20 protein-coding genes are annotated in these 19,776 nt (G+C 52.6%); 7 read left to right on the forward strand and 13 right to left on the reverse strand.

Annotation, left to right across the window (positions count from 1 at the left end):
- Positions 1–48 precede the first annotated feature (48 nt).
- Positions 49–1,212 carry a phosphoglycerate kinase gene (pgk, locus tag SBG_RS13780; RefSeq protein WP_000111270.1) on the reverse strand — a complete coding sequence of 388 codons (1,164 nt, stop codon included), beginning with the start codon at positions 1,210–1,212 and terminating at the stop codon, positions 49–51.
- A gap of 39 nt (positions 1,213–1,251) precedes the next feature.
- Positions 1,252–2,280, reverse strand: a complete 1,029-nt coding sequence (epd, locus tag SBG_RS13785; protein ID WP_000218345.1) for an erythrose-4-phosphate dehydrogenase — start codon at positions 2,278–2,280, stop codon at positions 1,252–1,254.
- Between the two features lie 374 nt (positions 2,281–2,654).
- Between epd and SBG_RS13790 the strand changes: the two genes are divergently transcribed.
- The 5 genes from SBG_RS13790 to SBG_RS13810 are packed head-to-tail and all read left to right on the forward strand — an operon-like array spanning position 2,655 to position 5,761.
- Positions 2,655–3,080, forward strand: coding sequence for a PPC domain-containing DNA-binding protein (locus tag SBG_RS13790; protein ID WP_000180148.1), 426 nt, complete (start codon positions 2,655–2,657; stop codon positions 3,078–3,080).
- Positions 3,081–3,108: 28 nt separating this feature from the next.
- Positions 3,109–3,687: an ECF transporter S component gene (locus SBG_RS13795; protein ID WP_000124020.1), complete on the forward strand. Its 579-nt coding sequence runs from the start codon at positions 3,109–3,111 to the stop codon at positions 3,685–3,687.
- Entirely contained in the window at positions 3,688–4,395 is a 708-nt protein-coding gene (locus SBG_RS13800; protein ID WP_000553253.1) for an energy-coupling factor transporter transmembrane component T, read from the forward strand.
- Positions 4,383–5,060, forward strand: coding sequence for an ABC transporter ATP-binding protein (locus tag SBG_RS13805; protein ID WP_000256965.1), 678 nt, complete (start codon positions 4,383–4,385; stop codon positions 5,058–5,060). The genes SBG_RS13800 and SBG_RS13805 overlap by 13 nt, the downstream gene beginning before the upstream one ends.
- Positions 5,054–5,761: an ABC transporter ATP-binding protein gene (locus SBG_RS13810; RefSeq protein ID WP_000956575.1), complete on the forward strand. Its 708-nt coding sequence runs from the start codon at positions 5,054–5,056 to the stop codon at positions 5,759–5,761. The genes SBG_RS13805 and SBG_RS13810 overlap by 7 nt, the downstream gene beginning before the upstream one ends.
- Here the strand turns inward: SBG_RS13810 and SBG_RS13815 are convergent.
- From SBG_RS13815 to tkt, 7 genes are all read right to left on the reverse strand, one after another.
- Positions 5,709–6,428: a nucleoside/nucleotide kinase family protein gene (locus tag SBG_RS13815; RefSeq protein ID WP_000690119.1), complete on the reverse strand. Its 720-nt coding sequence runs from the start codon at positions 6,426–6,428 to the stop codon at positions 5,709–5,711. The two genes, SBG_RS13810 and SBG_RS13815, sit on opposite strands and share 53 nt — an antisense overlap.
- Positions 6,425–6,934, reverse strand: coding sequence for an MltR family transcriptional regulator (locus SBG_RS13820; RefSeq protein ID WP_000209973.1), 510 nt, complete (start codon positions 6,932–6,934; stop codon positions 6,425–6,427). Before SBG_RS13820 ends, SBG_RS13815 begins: the two co-directional genes overlap by 4 nt.
- Positions 6,935–6,949: 15 nt before the next feature.
- The gene (glpX, locus tag SBG_RS13825; RefSeq protein WP_000987261.1) at positions 6,950–7,921 is read right to left on the reverse strand and encodes a class II fructose-bisphosphatase; all 972 of its coding nucleotides are present in this window, start codon (positions 7,919–7,921) and stop codon (positions 6,950–6,952) included.
- Positions 7,918–9,195, reverse strand: coding sequence for a zinc-binding dehydrogenase (locus tag SBG_RS13830; protein WP_000853167.1), 1,278 nt, complete (start codon positions 9,193–9,195; stop codon positions 7,918–7,920). Before SBG_RS13830 ends, glpX begins: the two co-directional genes overlap by 4 nt.
- A 23-nt stretch (positions 9,196–9,218) precedes the next feature.
- Positions 9,219–10,598 (reverse strand): PTS mannitol transporter subunit IICB, encoded by a 1,380-nt coding sequence (locus SBG_RS13835; RefSeq protein ID WP_000400409.1) that lies wholly within the window; start codon positions 10,596–10,598, stop codon positions 9,219–9,221.
- Positions 10,599–10,625: 27 nt separating this feature from the next.
- Entirely contained in the window at positions 10,626–11,069 is a 444-nt protein-coding gene (cmtB, locus tag SBG_RS13840) for a PTS mannitol transporter subunit IIA (protein WP_001236685.1), read from the reverse strand.
- Positions 11,070–11,385: 316 nt separating this feature from the next.
- Positions 11,386–13,377: a transketolase gene (tkt, locus tag SBG_RS13850; protein ID WP_000098641.1), complete on the reverse strand. Its 1,992-nt coding sequence runs from the start codon at positions 13,375–13,377 to the stop codon at positions 11,386–11,388.
- A 276-nt stretch (positions 13,378–13,653) separates the two neighbouring features.
- Between tkt and loiP the strand changes: the two genes are divergently transcribed.
- Complete coding sequence (gene loiP, locus SBG_RS13855; protein WP_001222630.1) at positions 13,654–14,412, forward strand: metalloprotease LoiP; 759 nt, start codon at positions 13,654–13,656, stop codon at positions 14,410–14,412.
- 88 nt (positions 14,413–14,500) lie between these two features.
- Here loiP and speB read toward each other — a convergent pair whose 3' ends face one another.
- The 4 genes from speB to SBG_RS23355 all read right to left on the reverse strand — a co-directional run bounded on the left by speB (position 14,501) and on the right by SBG_RS23355 (position 18,004).
- Positions 14,501–15,421, reverse strand: a complete 921-nt coding sequence (speB, locus tag SBG_RS13860) for an agmatinase (protein WP_000105551.1) — start codon at positions 15,419–15,421, stop codon at positions 14,501–14,503.
- Between the two features lie 229 nt (positions 15,422–15,650).
- Positions 15,651–17,627 carry a biosynthetic arginine decarboxylase gene (gene speA, locus SBG_RS13865; protein ID WP_001278580.1) on the reverse strand — a complete coding sequence of 659 codons (1,977 nt, stop codon included), beginning with the start codon at positions 17,625–17,627 and terminating at the stop codon, positions 15,651–15,653.
- Positions 17,628–17,635: 8 nt separating this feature from the next.
- Positions 17,636–17,767 (reverse strand): acid stress response protein YqgB, encoded by a 132-nt coding sequence (yqgB, locus tag SBG_RS13870; protein ID WP_000729110.1) that lies wholly within the window; start codon positions 17,765–17,767, stop codon positions 17,636–17,638.
- A gap of 93 nt (positions 17,768–17,860) precedes the next feature.
- Positions 17,861–18,004 (reverse strand): hypothetical protein, encoded by a 144-nt coding sequence (locus SBG_RS23355; RefSeq protein ID WP_370626440.1) that lies wholly within the window; start codon positions 18,002–18,004, stop codon positions 17,861–17,863.
- 412 nt (positions 18,005–18,416) lie between these two features.
- Between SBG_RS23355 and metK the strand changes: the two genes are divergently transcribed.
- Complete coding sequence (gene metK, locus SBG_RS13880; RefSeq protein ID WP_001062146.1) at positions 18,417–19,571, forward strand: methionine adenosyltransferase; 1,155 nt, start codon at positions 18,417–18,419, stop codon at positions 19,569–19,571.
- Positions 19,572–19,776 lie beyond the last annotated feature (205 nt).

Genomic DNA, 19,776 nt, shown 5'->3' on the forward strand with positions numbered 1-19,776 from the left:
TGTCAGAACGGCGATAAATCAACGGGCAGGAATCCCTGCCCGTAACGATTACTTCTTAGCGCGCTCTTCGAGCATCGCTACCGCTGGCAGCACTTTGCCTTCCACGAATTCGAGGAATGCGCCGCCGCCAGTGGAGATGTAGGAGATTTTGTCAGCAATACCGAACAGGTCAATTGCTGCCAGGGTGTCACCACCGCCAGCGATGGAGAATGCTTCGCTGTCTGCGATAGCATTGGCAACGATTTCAGTCCCTTTACGGAAGTTCGGGAATTCGAACACACCCACCGGACCGTTCCACAGAATGGTTTTGGCATTCTTGAGGATTTCTGCCAGCTGCTGAGCGGAAGCGTCACCGATGTCCAGGATCTGCTCATCTTCTTTCACATCATTAACGGATTTCAGCGTTGCTGTTGCGGTTTCAGAGAACTCGGTCGCTACGCGAACGTCGGTCGGAACCGGGATATCGCAAGTCGTCAGCAGACGTTTTGCCTCGTCAACCAGATCTGCTTCATACAGGGATTTACCGACGCTGTGGCCCTGAGCGGCAACGAAGGTGTTGGCGATACCACCACCGACGATCAACTGGTCAGCGATTTTAGACAGGGAGTCCAGCACGGTCAGCTTGGTAGACACTTTAGAACCACCGACAATAGCTACCATCGGGCGAGCCGGTTCTTTCAGCGCTTTACCCAGCGCGTCCAGTTCTGCTGCCAGCAGCGGGCCTGCACATGCGACGTCAGCGAATTTACCAATACCGTGGGTAGAAGCCTGCGCGCGGTGCGCAGTACCGAATGCATCCATTACGAATACGTCGCACAGAGCAGCGTATTTTTTAGACAGCGCTTCGTCGTCTTTTTTCTCGCCTTTGTTGAAGCGAACGTTTTCCAGAACGACCAACTCACCGTCAGCCACTTCCACGCCGTCCAGGTAATCTTTAACCAGACGGACCGGAGCAGACAGTTTATCTTTCAGGTAGTTAACAACCGGCAGCAGAGAGAATTCTTCGTTGTACTCGCCTTCGGTAGGACGACCCAGGTGGGAAGTTACCATCACTTTCGCGCCCTGTTTCAGAGCCAGTTCGATGGTCGGCAGAGAAGCGCGGATACGCGCGTCGCTGGTCACTTTCCCTTCTTTAACAGGTACGTTCAGATCCGCACGGATAAAAACGCGTTTCCCGGCCAGATCCAGATCGGTCATCTTAATTACAGACATGGTGAATCCTCTCAATGATTCTTAAAGTTTTGTCGGCGCTTACGCGTCGAGCCTGAAACCCACTGCGGCCATTGCTAACGTGGTGTCGAGCATACGGTTAGCAAAGCCCCATTCATTATCGCACCAGACCAGCGTCTTGATCAGGTGGGCGCCACTGACCCGGGTTTGCGTACCATCAACAATGGCACTGTGCGGGTCGTGGTTAAAATCTATCGAGACCAACGGTGATTCCGTATAGTCAACTATACCATGAAATGCACCTTGTGCTGCTTTTTGCAGCAACAGGTTGACTTCACAGGCTTTTACCGGTTTCTTCACCGTCACGCTTAAATCGATTGCCGTCACATTGATGGTGGGAACGCGTACAGCAATCGCTTCGAAACGATCGTTAAACTGCGGGAATATACGTGTGATGCCCGCCGCCAGTTTCGTATCCACCGGAATAATCGACTGGCTGGCCGCACGCGTACGCCGCAGATCGGAGTGATAGGCGTCGATCACCTGCTGATCGTTCATCGCGGAGTGGATCGTCGTTACTGTACCGGACTCAATGCCGTAAGCATCATCCAACAATTTAATGACGGGAATTATGCAATTCGTGGTACAGGAAGCGTTTGAGACAATACGATGTTCCGCGTGCAGTTGGTGTTGGTTCACGCCAAAAACGACGGTGGCGTCAAGATTGTTACTACCCGGATGAGAAAAAAGGACTTTCTTTGCGCCAGCGGCAATATGCGCCTCGCCATGCTCCCGGTTGCCATATACTCCCGTACAATCCAGCACAACATCAACGCCCAGTTCACGCCACGGCAGATCCGTCAACGTTCGCTCATGCAGAATACGGATAACATCGTCGCCGACAAAGAGTTGCTCGCGCTCATGACGAACCTCCCATGCAAAACGCCCGTGGCTGGTGTCATATTTCAGCAAATGCGCCATGCCTGCGGCATCCGCCAGCTCGTTGATGGCCACCACGGTAATTTCCGCCCGACGTCCGGATTCATACAAAGCACGAACCACGTTACGTCCGATGCGACCAAAGCCATTAATCGCTATGCGTACGGTCATAGGTCTCCTGCAAGGCTATCCCGATTCAGATGAGGCTGACAGAGTAATGCAGCTTATCGTCGAGTAAAACCTCACCTGTCGCAAACTGCGACTGATTGGTTAATTGTCGAACATTTAATTAACTGAAACGCTTCAGCAAGCATAAGCGAAACGCGGAATAAAAGGAATATTTGTCCAGTCAAAGAAGACAGTTATCTGACCTGCATCACATTTCCTTGCCATTTATGGCGCAATTTATTCCCTGTCCGCGAATTCCCCATCCGCCCGGTCAGATCTTTTCGTCGCCGCGTCACAAATACTGATTTATATCAGAAAGCGCCGTCGCCAGCGTCTATATTATCAGCGCCACGTCCGAGTCTCGGAGTCCTGTAACCATGACAAACGCTCACCATCACGCTTCTACAGCGCGCTTTTACGCGCTTCGTCTGCTTCCCGGTCAGGAAGTGTTTTCCCAATTACACACCTTTGTGCAACAGAATCAATTACATGCCGCCTGGGTCGCGGGGTGTACCGGCAGTCTGACCGACGTTGCGCTGCGTTATGCCGGACAAGAGTCGACCACATTGCTTACCGGCACGTTTGAAGTGATCTCGCTTAACGGCACACTTGAAAGCGGTGGAGAACATCTGCATTTGTCGATTGCCGATCCCTGCGGCGCAATGCTCGGCGGCCATATGATGTCCGGCTGTACCGTGCGCACAACCCTGGAACTGATTATCGGCGAGCTTACGGCCCTTACCTTCAGTCGCCAACCGTGTGCGGTTTCCGGTTACGACGAACTGACCATCTCCCCACGCTAAACGTTCATTATTAAGAGGTTTACCATTTATGGCTCGTCGCCAATTTTCCAGCCAGTCGCTGGTGCTGATCGTCATCGCCATTGCTATAAATATGATTGGCGGACAATTGATTAGCCTGTTGAAACTGCCCATTTTCCTTGACTCCATCGGTACGCTTATCAGCGCGGTGCTGCTGGGTCCGGTAGTGGGAATGTTAACCGGTTTAATAACCAACCTGCTCTGGGGGCTGCTGACCGACCCTATCGCTGCCGCCTTTGCTCCGGTAGCTATGGTCATCGGTCTGGTCGCCGGTTGGCTGGCGCGCGCGGGTTGGTTTCGTAGCCTGCCAAAAGTGATCGTCAGCGGCATCATCATTACGTTGGCGGTGACGCTGGTCGCCGTACCGCTTCGTACCGCGCTTTTTGGCGGCGTGACTGGCAGCGGCGCTGATTTGTTTGTCGCCTGGATGCATTCGATGGGGCAAAACCTGGTGGAATCCGTCGCAATTACGGTGATAGGCGCCAATCTGGTGGATAAAATTCTGACGGCGATCATTGTCTGGATTCTGCTGCGTCAGTTGCCTCTGCGCACCATCCGCCATTTTCCTGCTATGTCCGCCGTCCGCTAGATGCACCCGTTTACCTCGCTGACGCTATGGGCGCTCGCTGCTTGCACCACTCTGCTACTTCCGGCAGGAGTAGTGCTGACGATTTATAGCGTGACCGCTTTTCTGACACTGCTATGCCTGCGCGCAACGCGCGTCCGGGCAAAATATGTCGCCGGGTTGATGCTCTCCTTTGGCGTAGGGCTGTGGCTGGTTCACGGCGGCTGGCTGAGCGAATGGATAAGCGGTCAGCCCGGCGATCCACAGCGCTGGGCGCAAGCAATAACGCTATGGCTACGTATTCTGGCGATTGTGTCAACATCACAGCTATGGATGCAGTACGTACCGGTGCGGCAATTCATTCGCGCCTTATTTGCATCACGACTGCCGCCGGGCGTCGCTTACCTGTTCGCCGGTCCACTGTTGGTTGTGGAGCAGTTAAAACGTCAACTTGCGATCGTTCATGAAGCGCAGAGGGCGCGCGGCGTACCCCTGGACGAAGGTTGGTATCAGCGCCTTCGGGCCATGCCCGCGCTGATCGTTCCCCTTACCCACAACGCGCTCAACGATTTAGCGGTGCGCGGCGCGGCACTGGATATGCGCGGTTTTCGTTTGCACCGCACACGCACTACGCTGTGGGCCCCGCAAGACAGTGGGGTACAGATCCTGAGCCGCTACGTCATGGTTGCGTTAATGGTTGCCGAGACAGGAGCCTGGCTATGGTTACGCTAGAACAGTTTTGTTATCGCCCTACCCATGCAACCCGCCCGCCGCTCTGCATTGATTTTGCCTGCCATGAGCCAGGTATAGTGGCGATTTTCGGCACTAACGGGAGCGGTAAAAGTACGCTGGCGCAGCTGCTGGCGGGCTGGTATCCCGATTTTCTACCAGGAGACATCACTGGTAAAGGTACCCTGCTTGGATATCCCATCGGTCAGCAAACGCTGGTCGAACAGTCCCCTTTTATCCAGCTCGTTCAACAATCACCGTATCTGCAACTCTCAGGCTGCGCTTTCAGCGTTGAAGAAGAGGTGGCCTTTGGACCAGAAAACCTTTGTCTTGATGAAGCGGAGATCCTGCAGCGAATTGATTACGCACTATCGTTAACCGAATGTCAGGCATTACGTCATCGTCATCCTGCAACGCTGTCCGGCGGTGAAACCCAACGGGTAGTGATAGCCAGCGCTATCGCAATGAAGCCCAGACTGTTGATTCTCGACGAAGCCTTTAGCCGCTTGACCGCACACGCTACCGATCTACTGCTGAGCCGTCTTCAAAAGTGGGCGCAGGAACAAAGCGCGCTCATTGTCCTGTTTGAGCGTGAGCCAGCTTCTTTTCTTCCTTATTGTCAGCAATGCTGGCAGCTCGACGAAAAAGGACTTACCCCACAATGTTAACGCTGGACCGGGTCTCGTTTCGTTGGCCAGGCGCTGCCGATGACTGTCTGCGCACCATCTCGCTAAAGGTTTCTGCTGGTGAATGGCTGGCGCTGACAGGCGATAACGGCGCAGGAAAATCCACGCTGCTTCGGGTGATGGCCGGGCTGCTGCCCCCTTCCTCCGGTACGGTGATGCTGAATGATAGCCCGCTTGCGCAATACAAAAATCGCCAGCGCGCCAGGGAGATTGGCGTGCTGTTTCAGGAGGCAGAAAACCAGATTTTTCACAGTGACGTCTCTCAGGAGATCGCCTTCGGCTTACGGCTTCAGAAGCTTCCCCCTGATGAGATTGCGCAGCGGACCGCTGCCGCATTGCGGTTATGTCACTTAGAAGAGGTGGCCAATGCGCACCCGTTAGATCTGCACACCGCCCAGCGCCGGATGGTCGCCGTTGCCAGCCTGTCGGCAATGGCTCCATCGGTATTACTGCTGGATGAACCCAGCCGGGATTTTGACGCACGCTGGCAGGCAATATTTGAGGAATGGTTGGGCGTCTGTCGCGAACGCGGCACTACCGTCATCGCCATCAGCCATGACGCCGATTTTACCCGGCGTCATTTTTCACGGGTGATACGGCTGGATAAGGGCGCATTAACCCCGCATCACTCTAACAAGGACAGGCTATCCGATACGCCCCCTCAGGCGTCATTTCCAACGTGAGATTGGCAGGCAGGCTGCTTTCCAGCACCCGGCGAACATTCGGGCCATCGGTACGTTCATAAAAGGTTTCCGCTTCCGCCTGCGATAACCCTCCCGCCAGTTTACGTCCAATCAACCGGGCGCGCAGGGTTTCTGCCGGGGCGTGAATAAATAATGAGAAATCGCAAAATTCCGCTAACACACGCCATCTGTCGTCATCCCGCAGAAGCCAATTACCTTCAACAATCACGATTGGCGCTGTGACCACCACAGCGTGTTCCACCGGATCATGCCGTTGTCGGTCATACTGCGGCCAGGTCGCCTTGCCGGCTCTCACCTGACGTAGATTTGCCGCCAGCTTATCGACGTCAAAGGTTTCCGGCGCGCCTTTATAAGCACGGAGATTATGCGCCTCCAGCCAACGGTTATAGTGATGAAAGCCGTCCATTGGGAGCGTTTGAATGTCCGGCAGGTCAGCATCCTGATGAGAAAGGTATTCCCAGAAGGTGGTCAGAGTGGATTTTCCTGTTCCGGGCGGCGCGCTAAGAAAAATGATGGTGCGGTGTTCAGGATTAGCGGCATGTATTTTTGCCAGTTGTTGCAATAATGGCTTATGAACCGTCTCTATTTCATCATCATGATAATGCGCTTCAACGTGTAGCCCATTAACTGTCAGTCCGATTTTCACGGCGTTAATTCCTTTAAAATTGTCGTTACCGCCAGCGCCATCGCCGTTTTGACCATACCGCTAAAACGCACCTCAGACCACGCGGTAAAGTCGGCAAATTTCATCGACTCGAGCGTACGGTATAAAGGTGCATTACGGGTAATACAGTTGACGTTACTGATGAAATCCCAGGTCATGTCATCGGCAAAACCAGGGAGCGTGTCCTGTTCATGCAAGTATTGATGAAACTGAGAAAAATGGGTGATATCAACATAGAGCCATTTATCCATTTTTCCCAGGGCATAAATCAGACGTAACGCCACGTCGATATCGTCAAGTGGCCCACTTTGGGCAAGTAACGGCTTCACTGCATATTCCACAATCTCTTCATCGTTATCGACAAACAGCGACGGCAGAAAGCGCTTAATGCCCTGAAGCAAAATGTTATGTGCCGTCGTCATAAACGAAAGTAAGTCATTTTGAGCATCCAGTTGCTCAAGCACATCATCTTCTGTCAGCGTCGTCATTCGTATCTCGATCAGTCACCGTGAATGCAGAGAGTCTATAATATTACACGTTCGATCTGCGCTGCCGATCAGTAAAGTTTGCGTGCGCACACCGTTCGCCACCTGTTGGATGCCATTAACCAGATCGCCGCCCGTAACGCCTGTAGCGCTAAAGAGAATGTCATTTCCGGCCGCCAGTTCGTCAAGGGTGTAGACGCGGTTAACCGTAACGCCCATCGCTTCGCAGCGTTGACGCTCCTGTTGCGCCACCAGACGGTTATCGGCGCTATCGCCTTTCGCTTCACAAAAATCGAGCAGTTCCGCCTGCATATCCCCACCCAGCGCTTTTACCGCACAGGCGGAAATTACGCCTTCAGGCGCGCCGCCAATGGTATACATCACATCATAAAGATTATCCTGCAAACAGGTCAGAACACTGGCCGCCACATCACCATCGGGGAGGGCGAAAACTTTAACCCCCAGTTGCGTCGCCTGTGCAATTGCAGGTTGCAACCGCGGCTTATCCAGCGTGACCATACGCAACTGCTCCAGCGGCTTGTTTAACGCCTTTGCGACATTCCGCAGATTGTCCGTTAGTGGTAGCGCCAGATTAATCGCCCCTTTCGCCAGACGGCTAACAACCAGCTTTTTCATATACATATCGGGCGCATGTAATAAGCTGCCCCGGGGTGCAAACGCCATAACGGCCAGCGCATTGCTTTGCCCCATAGCGACCATCCGGGTACCTTCTATCGGATCGACGGCGATATCCACCGCCGGCCCCTCGCCGCTACCAACCTCTTCGCCAATCCACAACATGGGCGCATGATCGATTTCCCCCTCGCCGATGACGATTCGCCCACGGATAGCGACATCATTCAATGCCTGCCGCATCGCGGTGACAGCCAGCCCATCAATTCTGTTCTTATCACCGCATCCGGTTTGCGGCCAGGCCGCCAACGCCGCCTGCTCCGTAATGCGAAATAGCGGCCATGCCAGCGACATCATACCGCCGCCTCCCCGATATCGACGCCAAATTGCGCCAATAGATATCTTTCCGCTTTTTCATTCCAGATACCGTGCGTCTCTTCAACCAGACGCGCCAGCTCCCTGAACAACGGATCCGTTTTCCCTTTTTCGGCAAAATCAGTAATCGCCGTCAGCGGCATGGTGACGCCGTTATAGATTAGCTTTTTACCGCCAGGAATATCCGGCAGGTTGAGTACGGTGTCCGGCACCGCATCCAGCCCACCGATATGCGTCACCATGAATGAAGGCTGAAGCTGTCCTGTTGCGCTGAGTGCTATCGCCTCTTTCATATCATCCGTGGAGCCGCCGGAAGTGCCCACCACATGGGTACTGTTGTAATGTACGTTATAAAAATTAAACGGTACTTTAAAGTGGCTATCTGTCGGACCCGCGAAAAAGTTCAGGCAACCATCTTCTGCGAGAAGATCGTCAGCCATCTCAACGACAGACGGAACGGCGGCATAAACAAAGACATCATCAAAGCCTGCGCCATCGGTTAATGCCCGAAGTTGCGCAGCAGGATCAGCCATGTCCGCGGTATTCACATAGATAAGCTCAATGCCCTTCTCGGCGGCCTGTTTGACCGGCAGCAGTTTTTTCGCCTGCGCCAGGCGGGCTTCATCGATATCAACCACCACAACTCGCGACGGCTGTAGCCCACCGTTAACGGCATAGTCAATCGCGCCAATGCCCATTGGTCCGGCACAGGCCAGGAGTGCGATATTACCGCCGGGTTTGATTCCCATGCGATGTTCATAAACATAAGGCGTTGTATGATAATTCGCATTATAGGCGCCGATAATGCAGCACATCGGTTCCGCCAGTGATGCTGCGGCAAAATAAGAACCGTGATACGGTAAAACACAGCCCAGATTAATCGCTACTTCCGGGATTATCATGTACGTGGCATTACCGCCAAAATATTCGTAGCTGTAGCCGGCAGAATAACCGCTCGGCAAGCCCATCGCCGGTTGTAAAACAAAACGCTGACCTTTTTTATATTTATCAGTCAGGTTTTTTCCTACTTCGACGATAATTCCGGCACATTCATGACCAGTAATGACTGGATGATTTTCCAGGTCATCTGGCACTCGCTTATGTTCACTGCCTAATAAAGCGGCTTTCCAGGTGGAGAGACATACGCTGTCGGAAATTACGCTGACGAGCAGTTCATTTTCAGTAATATCAGGTAATTCAAACTCACGGATACGGACATCCCGCTTGCCATATATAGCAGCTACTTTCGTTTTCATATTTACTCCAGAAACCTGAAATATTAATTCGATGTCAAATGGTTAAATAAATCATCAAGGCGCGGATCGCCAATATAATTCTTAATAAGTATTAAGGGCTTATCGCTGACTCGCTTAACACGTCCTTCAAGACTGGCGTGGGTAACGATAATATCGGCATCATCCGGTACATTTTCGATAGCGTAATGTTTAACGTCGATAGTCAGGCCCGCCTTTTCCAGACGTCGGCGGAACGTTGTCGCGCCCATTGCGCTGGAGCCCATCCCGGCATCGCAGACAAAGGCGATGCGTTTCACGTCGCGATATGAAAATTTGCCTTCCTGCTTCATGGCTTTCACCGCTTTAGCGGAATCGCTAAAAGTATCTTCGCTGTCGGCTTCGTTACTTTTTTCCATTTTCAAAATGAAAGCGGTGATAATAAAGGTCACTGCCGTTCCCGCCGTTACGCCAGCAATAGTCGCAAGGAAAGAACCTTTCGGCGTCAAAGCCAGATAGGCGAAAATTGAACCTGGACTCGGCCCCGCAACCAGACCGCCCCCCAGCAGGTTAAACACCCATGTTCCGCTCATCCCGCCGGCAATCATGGCAATGAGTGTTAATGGCTTCATCAGCACATAGGGAAAATAGAGTTCATGAATCCCACCGAGGAAATGGATAATCATGGCGCCAGGCGCAGATTTCTTTGCCATACCTTTACCGAAAAACGTAAAGGCAAGTAACAAACCTAAACCAGGACCTGGATTTGAAGCCACCATAAAGAAAATAGATTTTCCGGTTTCCGAGGCCTGCTGCATTCCCAACGGATAATAGACCCCCTGATCGATGGCATTGTTCAGAAAGAGAATTTTTGCCGGCTCATTAATTAAGGACAATAACGGCAGATAGCCTGCATGGACTAACGATTCAATACACTCTTTCACAAAGTTATTGGCAATAAGTACTGCCGGACCAATCACTTCGAACCCCAGCAAACACAGGATCATCCCGGCGATGCCCAGCGAAAAGTTATTAATCACCATCTCAAAACCGGCAGGAATCCGCTTCTCCAGCAGCCGATCAATATGTTTAATGATGAGACCGCCAAGAGGCCCCATGATCATTGAGCCAAGAAACATAGGAATATCAGCGCCGATAATAACGCCAATGGTGCCAATCCCCCCCATTACGGCGCCACGTTTTCCCCCAACCAGATGCCCACCGGTAGAACCTATCATTACTGGCAGTAAATAGGTTATCATCGGGCCGACAATTTTGGCGAAATGCTCATTCGGCATCCACCCTGTTGGAATAAATAATGCAGTAATAAAACCCCAGGCAATAAAAGCGCCAATATTGGGAATGACCATCGCGGTCAAAAAGCCCCCAAAAGCCTGGACCTTTGCACGAGCAGACTTGTGTTCCATAATAATATCCTGTAAAGGAGAAAGTAATTATGCGCGAGCTATAATATCCGCCAACTCTTTTTCTGATGTAGCAACGAATAACGCTGTCAGTGAGTCCTCTTCACATAATAATTCACTTAATGCCTGAATAGCGCCGATATGTGAATCAGAATCTGCGGCTGACAGACCTATTAATAATTTTATACCTTCATCCTCGTCAGTAAACTTCACGTCCTGGTTGAGTAAGGTTAATGACATCCCGGTTTTCAACGCGCCACACTCCGGACGCGCATGAGGCATTGCGACACCAGGAGCCAGTATATAATAAGGGCCATTGCTGACTGTTGAATCTTTGATGGCCTGAATATAATTCTCATTTATATATCGATTGGCCAAAAGCGATGCCATAGAAAAATCAACAGCCTCCTGCCAATTTACTGCTGCTGGTTTTATCGTAATAGATGCTTCAGGGAAATAATCTATTAACCGCATAAACTATCCTTATTTTATTTTTAGGGTACAACGTGTTGTTAAAAACAAAATACGCTGGCGGCAAAATGAAAGCAATCAGGGAGAAAAAATGAGCATTTAAAATGCGATGAATATAATATCATTGAAAAACAAACACATAAAACAATTAAAATAAAAATCAAGAGTAAATATGTGATGCGTACTGCAAATGCAACAAATAATAATATGCAATAATTGTGATAGCGATCGCAAATAAATGCTTGTGATAATAAAAATAAATTTACTCAGTTGTAAAAACGGGCCGCCAGAGCGACCCGTTTTTTCTGCCATAAACGTATTACAGCAGTTCTTTCGCCTTCGCCACCACGTTATCCACGGTGAAGCCGAACTCTTCGAACAGCAGTTCAGCCGGCGCGGATTCACCGAAGGTAGTCATGCCAACGATAGCGCCGTTCAGGCCAACGTATTTGAACCAGTAGTCCGCGATACCCGCTTCAATAGCCACACGCGCAGAGACCGCCTTCGGCAGCACCGCTTCACGGTAGGCCGCATCCTGCTTGTCGAATGCGTCGGTGGACGGCATAGACACGACGCGCGCCTTCACGCCTTCGGCAGTCAGTTTTTCGTAAGCGGCAACCGCCAGTTCAACTTCTGAACCGGTGGCAATGAAGATAATCTGCGGCTGGCCCGCACAATCTTTCAGTACGTAACCACCGCGGGCGATATTCGCCAGTTGTTCTTCAGTACGTTCCTGCTGCGCCAGGTTCTGACGGGACAGAATCAGCGCGGTCGGGCCATCCTGACGCTCCACGCCGTATTTCCACGCCACGGCGGACTCCACCTGGTCGCACGGACGCCATGTGGACATGTTCGGCGTTACGCGCAAAGAAGCGACTTGTTCTACTGGCTGGTGCGTCGGGCCGTCTTCACCCAGACCGATGGAGTCGTGGGTATAGACCATCACCTGACGCTGTTTCATCAGCGCCGCCATACGCACCGCGTTACGCGCATATTCCACAAACATCAGGAAGGTGGAGGTGTACGGCAGGAAACCACCGTGCAGAGAGATACCGTTGGCGATCGCGGTCATACCGAATTCGCGCACGCCGTAATGGATATAGTTACCCGCCGCGTCTTCGTTGATCGCTTTTGAGCCAGACCACAGGGTCAGGTTAGAAGGCGCCAGGTCAGCAGAGCCACCGAGGAATTCCGGCAGCAGCGGGCCGAAGGCTTCAATCGCGTTCTGGGAAGCCTTACGGCTGGCGATTTTCGCTGGGTTCGCCTGCAGCTTCGCGATGAACTCATTCGCTTTGGCATCGAAATCAGATGGCATTTCACCTTTCATACGGCGGGTGAACTCAGCGGCTTCCTGCGGGAAGGCTTTCTCATAAGCCGCGAATTTTTCATTCCAGGCAGACTCTTTCGCCTGACCGGCTTCTTTCGCATCCCACTGCGCGTAGATGTCAGACGGGATTTCAAACGGACCGTATTTCCAGCCAAGCTGTTCACGGGTCAGCGCGATTTCTGCGTCGCCCAGCGGCGCGCCGTGGGAGTCGTGGGTGCCCTGTTTGTTCGGTGAGCCAAAGCCGATGATGGTTTTGCACATCAGTAGCGACGGCTTGTCGGTGACCGCGCGCGCTTCTTCGGTTGCGCGTTTAATTGCCTGCGCATCGTGACCGTCGATACCGCGGATTACATGCCAGCCGTAGGCTTCAAAGCGTTTTGCGGTATCGTCGGTGAACCAGCCTTCAACGTGACCATCGATGGAAATACCGTTGTCATCGTAGAACGCAATCAGTTTGCCCAATTTCAGGGTACCAGCCAGGGAGCATACCTCATGAGAGATACCTTCCATCATGCAGCCGTCGCCCATGAACACATAGGTGAAGTGGTCAACGATGTCGTGACCCGGACGGTTAAACTGCGCCGCTAACGTTTTCTCGGCAATCGCCATACCAACCGCATTGGCAATGCCCTGCCCCAGCGGACCGGTGGTGGTTTCCACGCCTGCGGTGTAACCCACTTCCGGGTGACCAGGCGTTTTAGAGTGCAACTGACGGAAGTTCTGCAGCTCGGACATCGGCAGGTCATAGCCGGTGAGGTGCAGCAGGCTGTAGATCAGCATCGAGCCGTGGCCGTTGGACAACACAAAGCGGTCGCGGTCGGCCCAGGACGGGTTGTTCGGGTTGTGGTTCAGGAAATCACGCCACAGGACTTCGGCAATGTCAGCCATACCCATTGGGGCACCCGGGTGACCGGATTTGGCTTTCTGTACTGCGTCCATGCTCAGCGCACGAATAGCATTGGCAAGCTCTTTACGTGAGGACATTTTGACTCCAGATCGGATGTTGAAGGCCATGCCCGTAACGACTTGACGACAGCGCGTTTTGGGCTACGCCGGAAAATTTGCCAACAATTTACCCCAAGCCGTGCGTCATGTACATGGAACATCCTTTTACCGCTTCAGAAATCTCCGGATCATGCTCGCATGTTGCGCAATCCGCTCGCTTGCCGGCTGTCGTTTTCTTTATACTTAGTTCGGGCGCCGGTTCATCTGCCAACGGCGTATTTTTTAAGACAATATTTATTCGTGCGGAAGATAAAAATGAGAATTCGCGCTTTACTGCTTGCTATGGGCATGGCGACGGTGCTGACCGGCTGCCAGAATATGGACTCTAACGGACTGCTTTCCTCAGGCGCTGAAGCTTTTCAGGCCTATACACTAAGCGATGCGCAAGTCAAAGCGCTCAGCGATCAATCCTGTAAAGACCTCGACAGCAAAGCCACTATCGCGCCAGCGAACAGCGAATACGCAAAAAGACTGGCAAAAATCGCTGCCGCTCTGGGGGATAACATCAACGGCCAGCCGGTAAACTATAAGGTTTATGAGACGAAAGACGTCAACGCCTTTGCGATGGCGAACGGCTGTATCCGCGTCTACAGCGGACTAATGGATATGATGACCGACAACGAAGTTGAAGCGGTTATCGGCCATGAGATGGGCCACGTCGCGCTGGGTCATGTGAAGAAAGGGATGCAGGTTGCGCTGGGTACGAACGCCGTGCGTGTGGCGGCGGCATCGGCTGGCGGGATTGTCGGCAGCCTGTCGCAATCACAGCTTGGCGATCTTGGTGAAAAACTGGTGAATTCGCAGTTCTCCCAGCGTCAGGAAGCCGAAGCGGATGATTATTCTTACGATCTGTTGCGCAAACGCGGTATCAGCCCGGCAGGACTCGCCACCAGCTTTGAGAAACTGGCAAAACTGGAAGCGGGCCGTCAAAGCTCGATGTTCGACGATCACCCGGCATCCGCCGAGCGCGCACAGCATATTCGCGATCGCATGAGCGCGGACGGGATTAAATAATCCCCGGACAGTGCCGGATGGCGGCGTGAACGCCTTATCCGGCCAACACGCTGGCCCGGTAAGCGTCGCGCCGCCGGGCAATGCGCGATTACTCGCCTTTCTTCGCCGCCTGGATATACAACATCTCCAGCGCTAAGGTTGCCGCCGCCAGCGCGGTGATCTCTGATTGATCGTAGGCTGGCGCGACTTCCACTACATCCATACCGACAATGTTCAGATCTTTCAGGCCGCGCACCAGTTTAATAGCGCGATCGGAGGTCAAACCACCGATCACCGGCGTACCGGTACCCGGTGCAAACGCAGGATCCAGACAGTCGATATCAAAGGTCAGATAGACCGGCATATCGCCGACGATCTGTTTCACCTGCGCGAGAATATCTTCCACGCCGCGATCGTTGACCTGGCAGGCATCCAGCACGGTAAAGCCATTGTCTTTGTCAAACTCAGTACGAATACCGATCTGTACCGAATGATGCGGATCGATCAGGCCTTCTTTCGGCGCGGTGTAGAACATTGTGCCGTGATCGAATTCGCAGCCGTTAGCGTAGGTATCGGTATGCGCGTCAAAATGTACCAGCGCCATTTTGCCAAAATGTTTCGCGTGGGCGCGCAGCAGTGGTAGTGTGACGAAGTGGTCGCCGCCGAAAGAGAGCATACGCTTGCCTGCAGACAGCAGTTTTTCAGCGTGCGCCTGTAATTTTTCACTCATTTCGCGGGCATCGCCAAATGCATACACCAGATCGCCGCAGTCCACGACGTTCAGGCGCTCGCGCATGTCAAAATTCCACGGGAAACGGTGATGTTCCCAGGCCAGATTGGTCGACACCTGACGGATCGCTGCCGGACCATGACGACCGCCAGCACGACCAGACGTTGCCATATCAAACGGTACGCCAGTGATCACCCAGTCGGCATCGCTATCATACGGCTGGAAGTTCATTGGCAGACGTAAAAAACCAAACGCATTAGAAACCAGTGAGTTATCGTACTGATGACCTAAGGTGCTCATGTCCAGACCTCTTTTAAAGTCGCTGCATTAAAACAGATGAAAAAAATCCCCTCCGCGTCGTTAGGCCCGACGAGGAAGGGATTGATTCGGTAACTGTATATTTATGGCGAATTATCGCCGTAAATTCATACGGGTTCAAGTGAGTATAGCATTCTGCCAGATGACGGCGTCGCCTTATCCGGCATGGATTCGTAGTCCCGGTTAGCGCTACGCCATCGGGCACCAACGTTTACTCATCTTCAAGATAAGTATAACCATACAGTCCCGCTTCAAATTCCTCAAGGAACTGCTGCTGCAACGCATCGTCCAGATCCGTCTGTTTTACCTGGTCGCGGAAATGCGTTAACAGCGTTTTCGGATCCAGTTGCACATATTGCAGCATATCCGCAACGGTATCGCCTTCGTCCGACAGCTCAACCTCGACGCTACCATCCGGGAAGACAAATACATCAACCGCTTCAGTATCGCCAAACAGGTTGTGCATGTTACCGAGGATCTCCTGGTAGGCACCGACCATAAAAAAGCCGAGCATCGGTGGATTCTCTGGATCGTATTCCGGCATCGGCATCGTCGTGGCGATACCGTCGCCATCGATATAGTGGTCGATAGCGCCATCGGAATCACAGGTAATATCCAGCAGCACGGCACGACGTTCCGGTACCTGATCTAACCCTTCCAGCGGCAGCACCGGGAAGAGCTGATCGATTCCCCACGCGTCCGGCATCGACTGGAACAGCGAGAAGTTGACGTACATTTTGTCCGCCATCCGCTCTTGCAGTTCGTCGATAATCGGACGATGCGCACGGTTTTGCGGGTCCAGTTGCTTCTGCACTTCATGGCACATGCTGAGATAAAGTTGCTCCGCCCAGGCGCGCTCCTGCAAACTAAATGCGCCGGAAGAGTAACCGATATGAATATCATGCAGATCCATTTGGCTGTCATGCAGCCACTCACGCAGCGAGCGGCGGGTGCCAGGCTTATGCATCTCCTGCCAGGTTTCCCACAGATTCTGCAACGCGCGCGGCGCATCTTCAGCAGGGGCAGTCGGATCCGTGTATTCGTTACGCTCCACGCCGATAATGTTAGATACCAGTACAGTATGGTGCGCAGTGACGGCGCGGCCAGACTCGGTAATCACCGTCGGATGCGGTAAACCATGCTCTTCGCAGGCGTCGCCAATCGCCCAGATGATGTTATTGGCATATTCGTTCAGGCCATAGTTCACCGAACAGTCAGACTGCGAGCGGGTACCTTCATAATCCACCCCCAGACCGCCGCCTACGTCGAAGCACTGGATATTAACGCCCAGTTTATGCAACTCGACATAGAAACGCGCGGACTCGCGCACGCCGGTCGCGATATCGCGAATGTTCGCCATCTGCGAGCCCAGGTGGAAGTGCAACAGTTGCAGACTGTCCAGACGCCCGGCGTCGCGCAGGGTCTCCACCAGTTGTAGTACCTGCGTCGCCGCCAGGCCAAATTTCGATTTTTCACCGCCGGAGGATTGCCACTTGCCAGAACCCTGCGAGGCCAGACGCGCACGCACGCCCAGGCGAGGAACTACGTTCAGACGCTCAGCTTCTTCCAGTACAATGGCGATTTCAGACATCTTTTCGATGACCAGATAAACCTTATGGCCCATCTTCTCGCCAATCAACGCTAAGCGAATGTATTCCCGGTCCTTATAGCCATTACAAACGATCACGCTACGGGTCATGCCAGCATGCGCCAGCACCGCCATCAATTCCGCTTTCGAGCCCGCTTCCAGCCCCAGCGGTTCGCCGGAATGAATGAGGGATTCGATCACGCGGCGGTGCTGATTGACCTTAATCGGATAAACGAGGAAGTAGTCGCCGTTATAACCGTAAGATTCCCGCGCGCGCTTAAACGCCGCGTTAATAGAACGCAAACGGTGTTGCAGGATTTGCGGGAAGCAAAATAGCGCAGGCAGACGCTGACCTTGCGCTTCGCGTGCTTTCACCAGTTTGGCGAGATCGACGCGCGCTTCGGGGACGTCGGGATCGGGGCATACGCTGATGTGGCCCAGCTCGTTGACGTCATAATAATTATTGCCCCACCAGGCAATATTGTAAGTGCGCAGCATCTTGCTGGCTTCCTGGGAGCTCATTGCAACCTCCTGCATGGAGCGTAGTACACCCTGTTCGCCTGCTGACGAAGGCGAACCCATAGACATGTCGTCAGACATAGCGAACCTCAAATTTTATTAGCAAGTGTAAAACAGTTGACTACTATCGCAATCCGAAGATGCGATAACAACCCATAAACAAGCGGATTTTCCAGCAGATAGTACTGATGCTCCGCCTGCGCGACCGGTTTCTTTTTCATATCATTGTAAAACACGTAACCGAACTCACAGACAATGGTTCGGCGAAACCACGAGAAAACTCTTGCGTTAACAAGAGCGCCCTTGTTCAGTCTTCAGTTGCCATTACCGGCTCTGGAGTCCTGAGAAGCGCCGAGATGGGTATAACATCGGCAGGTATGCAAAGCAGAAATGCAGATTGCGGGGGACATGGACGCACCAGAACGATGCGACAGATTCAGCAGAATACAACGGTTCATTATCTCGTATCACCTCCATGGACGCCCCGTAAGACGACCCCAAGCCAAAGCCATGTTTTAACCCGGCTGGAAGTGGCGACACGAAGAAAACGTCGTGTGCTTTTGTATGAGCCGCGCGTCGCGTTTTATACCCAGAACGCAGAAAAAAAGCAAAATATAAATGCGCATAATGTCAGCATTGACAGAAACGTTTCCCACCCGATTTTGCACCACAATGAGACGGCCTTCAAAAAAAGCTGGAAATTGGGTGAAGAAGTGACCTAAAATAGCCGTCCAGATGTTAATCCATCCATACTGATTAACACTCAGACTGCCAGTGTCAGTGACTTTCAGACTCATGGTAGAATCTTCTACTCTGTCTATTCCACACAGCAGTTTGAGCTAACTAAATTCTCCTTAGGTGAAATTAAATATGGCAAAACACCTTTTTACGTCTGAGTCCGTATCAGAAGGGCATCCTGACAAAATCGCTGACCAAATCTCTGATGCCGTGCTGGACGCTATCCTGACACAGGATCCGAAAGCACGCGTCGCCTGTGAAACCTACGTCAAAACCGGTATGGTTCTGGTAGGTGGTGAAATCACCACCAGCGCATGGGTTGATATTGAAGAGATCACTCGTAACACGGTCCGCGAGATTGGCTATGTGCATTCCGACATGGGCTTTGACGCCAATTCTTGCGCGGTACTGAGCGCCATTGGCAAACAGTCACCGGATATTAATCAGGGCGTTGACCGCGCAGATCCGCTGGAACAAGGCGCGGGCGACCAGGGTCTGATGTTCGGCTATGCAACCAATGAAACCGATGTCCTGATGCCGGCGCCGATCACTTACGCGCACCGTCTGGTACAGCGTCAGGCTGAAGTGCGTAAAAACGGTACTCTGCCATGGCTGCGTCCGGACGCGAAAAGCCAGGTCACCTTCCAGTATGACGACGGTAAAATCGTCGGTATTGACGCTGTAGTTCTCTCTACGCAGCACGCAGAAGATATCGATCAGAAATCACTGCAAGAAGCGGTAATGGAAGAGATCATTAAGCCCATTCTGCCATCTGAATGGTTAAATGCGTCTACCAAGTTCTTTATCAACCCAACCGGTCGTTTTGTTATCGGCGGCCCGATGGGCGACTGCGGCCTGACCGGGCGTAAAATCATCGTAGACACCTACGGCGGCATGGCGCGTCACGGCGGCGGCGCCTTCTCCGGTAAAGATCCGTCGAAAGTTGACCGTTCTGCGGCCTACGCAGCGCGTTATGTCGCGAAAAACATCGTGGCGGCAGGTCTGGCGGACCGCTGTGAAATTCAGGTTTCCTATGCTATCGGCGTAGCCGAACCGACATCTATCATGGTAGAAACCTTCGGTACCGAAAAAGTCCCTGCTGAGCAGTTAATCCTGCTGGTACGCGAGTTCTTCGACCTGCGTCCATACGGTCTGATTCAGATGCTGGATCTACTACACCCGATCTACAAAGAAACCGCGGCTTACGGTCACTTTGGTCGTGAAAACTTCCCGTGGGAAAAAACTGACAAAGCGCAACTGCTGCGCGATGCTGCCGGTCTGAAATAATCGCCCACGCCTGACTGTAACTGTCAGGCCACCAACGCCGTACCCATAAAGGCCAGCATCATGCTGGCCTTTATGTGATACGCAGCACAATCCGCTCTCCCCTTGCGTTTCTTCGACTACACTTTTCATCATTCAGTTTCAGTTATCATGAAAGCGGTTACATTTATTTTCATTGAGAACTGAACACATCACTATCGATACGCTA

This window comes from Salmonella bongori NCTC 12419, assembly GCF_000252995.1.
Classification (GTDB): Bacteria; Pseudomonadota; Gammaproteobacteria; order Enterobacterales; family Enterobacteriaceae; genus Salmonella; species Salmonella bongori.

Excerpts from the sequence above, each read along its gene's own strand:
- SBG_RS13820 (WP_000209973.1), bottom strand. The coding sequence starts at position 6,934 with ATGACGACGCTGACAGAAGATGATGTGCTTGAGCAACTGGATGCTCAA.
- SBG_RS23355 (WP_370626440.1), bottom strand. The coding sequence starts at position 18,004 with ATGAACCGTTGTATTCTGCTGAATCTGTCGCATCGTTCTGGTGCGTCC.
- yqgB (WP_000729110.1), bottom strand. The coding sequence starts at position 17,767 with ATGAAAAAGAAACCGGTCGCGCAGGCGGAGCATCAGTACTATCTGCTG.
- loiP (WP_001222630.1), top strand. The coding sequence starts at position 13,654 with ATGAGAATTCGCGCTTTACTGCTTGCTATGGGCATGGCGACGGTGCTG.
- SBG_RS13830 (WP_000853167.1), bottom strand. The coding sequence starts at position 9,195 with ATGAAAACGAAAGTAGCTGCTATATATGGCAAGCGGGATGTCCGTATC.
- SBG_RS13835 (WP_000400409.1), bottom strand. The coding sequence starts at position 10,598 with ATGGAACACAAGTCTGCTCGTGCAAAGGTCCAGGCTTTTGGGGGCTTT.
- tkt (WP_000098641.1), bottom strand. The coding sequence starts at position 13,377 with ATGTCCTCACGTAAAGAGCTTGCCAATGCTATTCGTGCGCTGAGCATG.
- speB (WP_000105551.1), bottom strand. The coding sequence starts at position 15,421 with ATGAGCACCTTAGGTCATCAGTACGATAACTCACTGGTTTCTAATGCG.
- pgk (WP_000111270.1), bottom strand. The coding sequence starts at position 1,212 with ATGTCTGTAATTAAGATGACCGATCTGGATCTGGCCGGGAAACGCGTT.
- cmtB (WP_001236685.1), bottom strand. The coding sequence starts at position 11,069 with ATGCGGTTAATAGATTATTTCCCTGAAGCATCTATTACGATAAAACCA.
- SBG_RS13800 (WP_000553253.1), top strand. The coding sequence starts at position 3,688 with ATGCACCCGTTTACCTCGCTGACGCTATGGGCGCTCGCTGCTTGCACC.
- SBG_RS13805 (WP_000256965.1), top strand. The coding sequence starts at position 4,383 with ATGGTTACGCTAGAACAGTTTTGTTATCGCCCTACCCATGCAACCCGC.
- epd (WP_000218345.1), bottom strand. The coding sequence starts at position 2,280 with ATGACCGTACGCATAGCGATTAATGGCTTTGGTCGCATCGGACGTAAC.
- SBG_RS13810 (WP_000956575.1), top strand. The coding sequence starts at position 5,054 with ATGTTAACGCTGGACCGGGTCTCGTTTCGTTGGCCAGGCGCTGCCGAT.
- SBG_RS13795 (WP_000124020.1), top strand. The coding sequence starts at position 3,109 with ATGGCTCGTCGCCAATTTTCCAGCCAGTCGCTGGTGCTGATCGTCATC.
- speA (WP_001278580.1), bottom strand. The coding sequence starts at position 17,627 with ATGTCTGACGACATGTCTATGGGTTCGCCTTCGTCAGCAGGCGAACAG.
- glpX (WP_000987261.1), bottom strand. The coding sequence starts at position 7,921 with ATGATGTCGCTGGCATGGCCGCTATTTCGCATTACGGAGCAGGCGGCG.
- metK (WP_001062146.1), top strand. The coding sequence starts at position 18,417 with ATGGCAAAACACCTTTTTACGTCTGAGTCCGTATCAGAAGGGCATCCT.
- SBG_RS13790 (WP_000180148.1), top strand. The coding sequence starts at position 2,655 with ATGACAAACGCTCACCATCACGCTTCTACAGCGCGCTTTTACGCGCTT.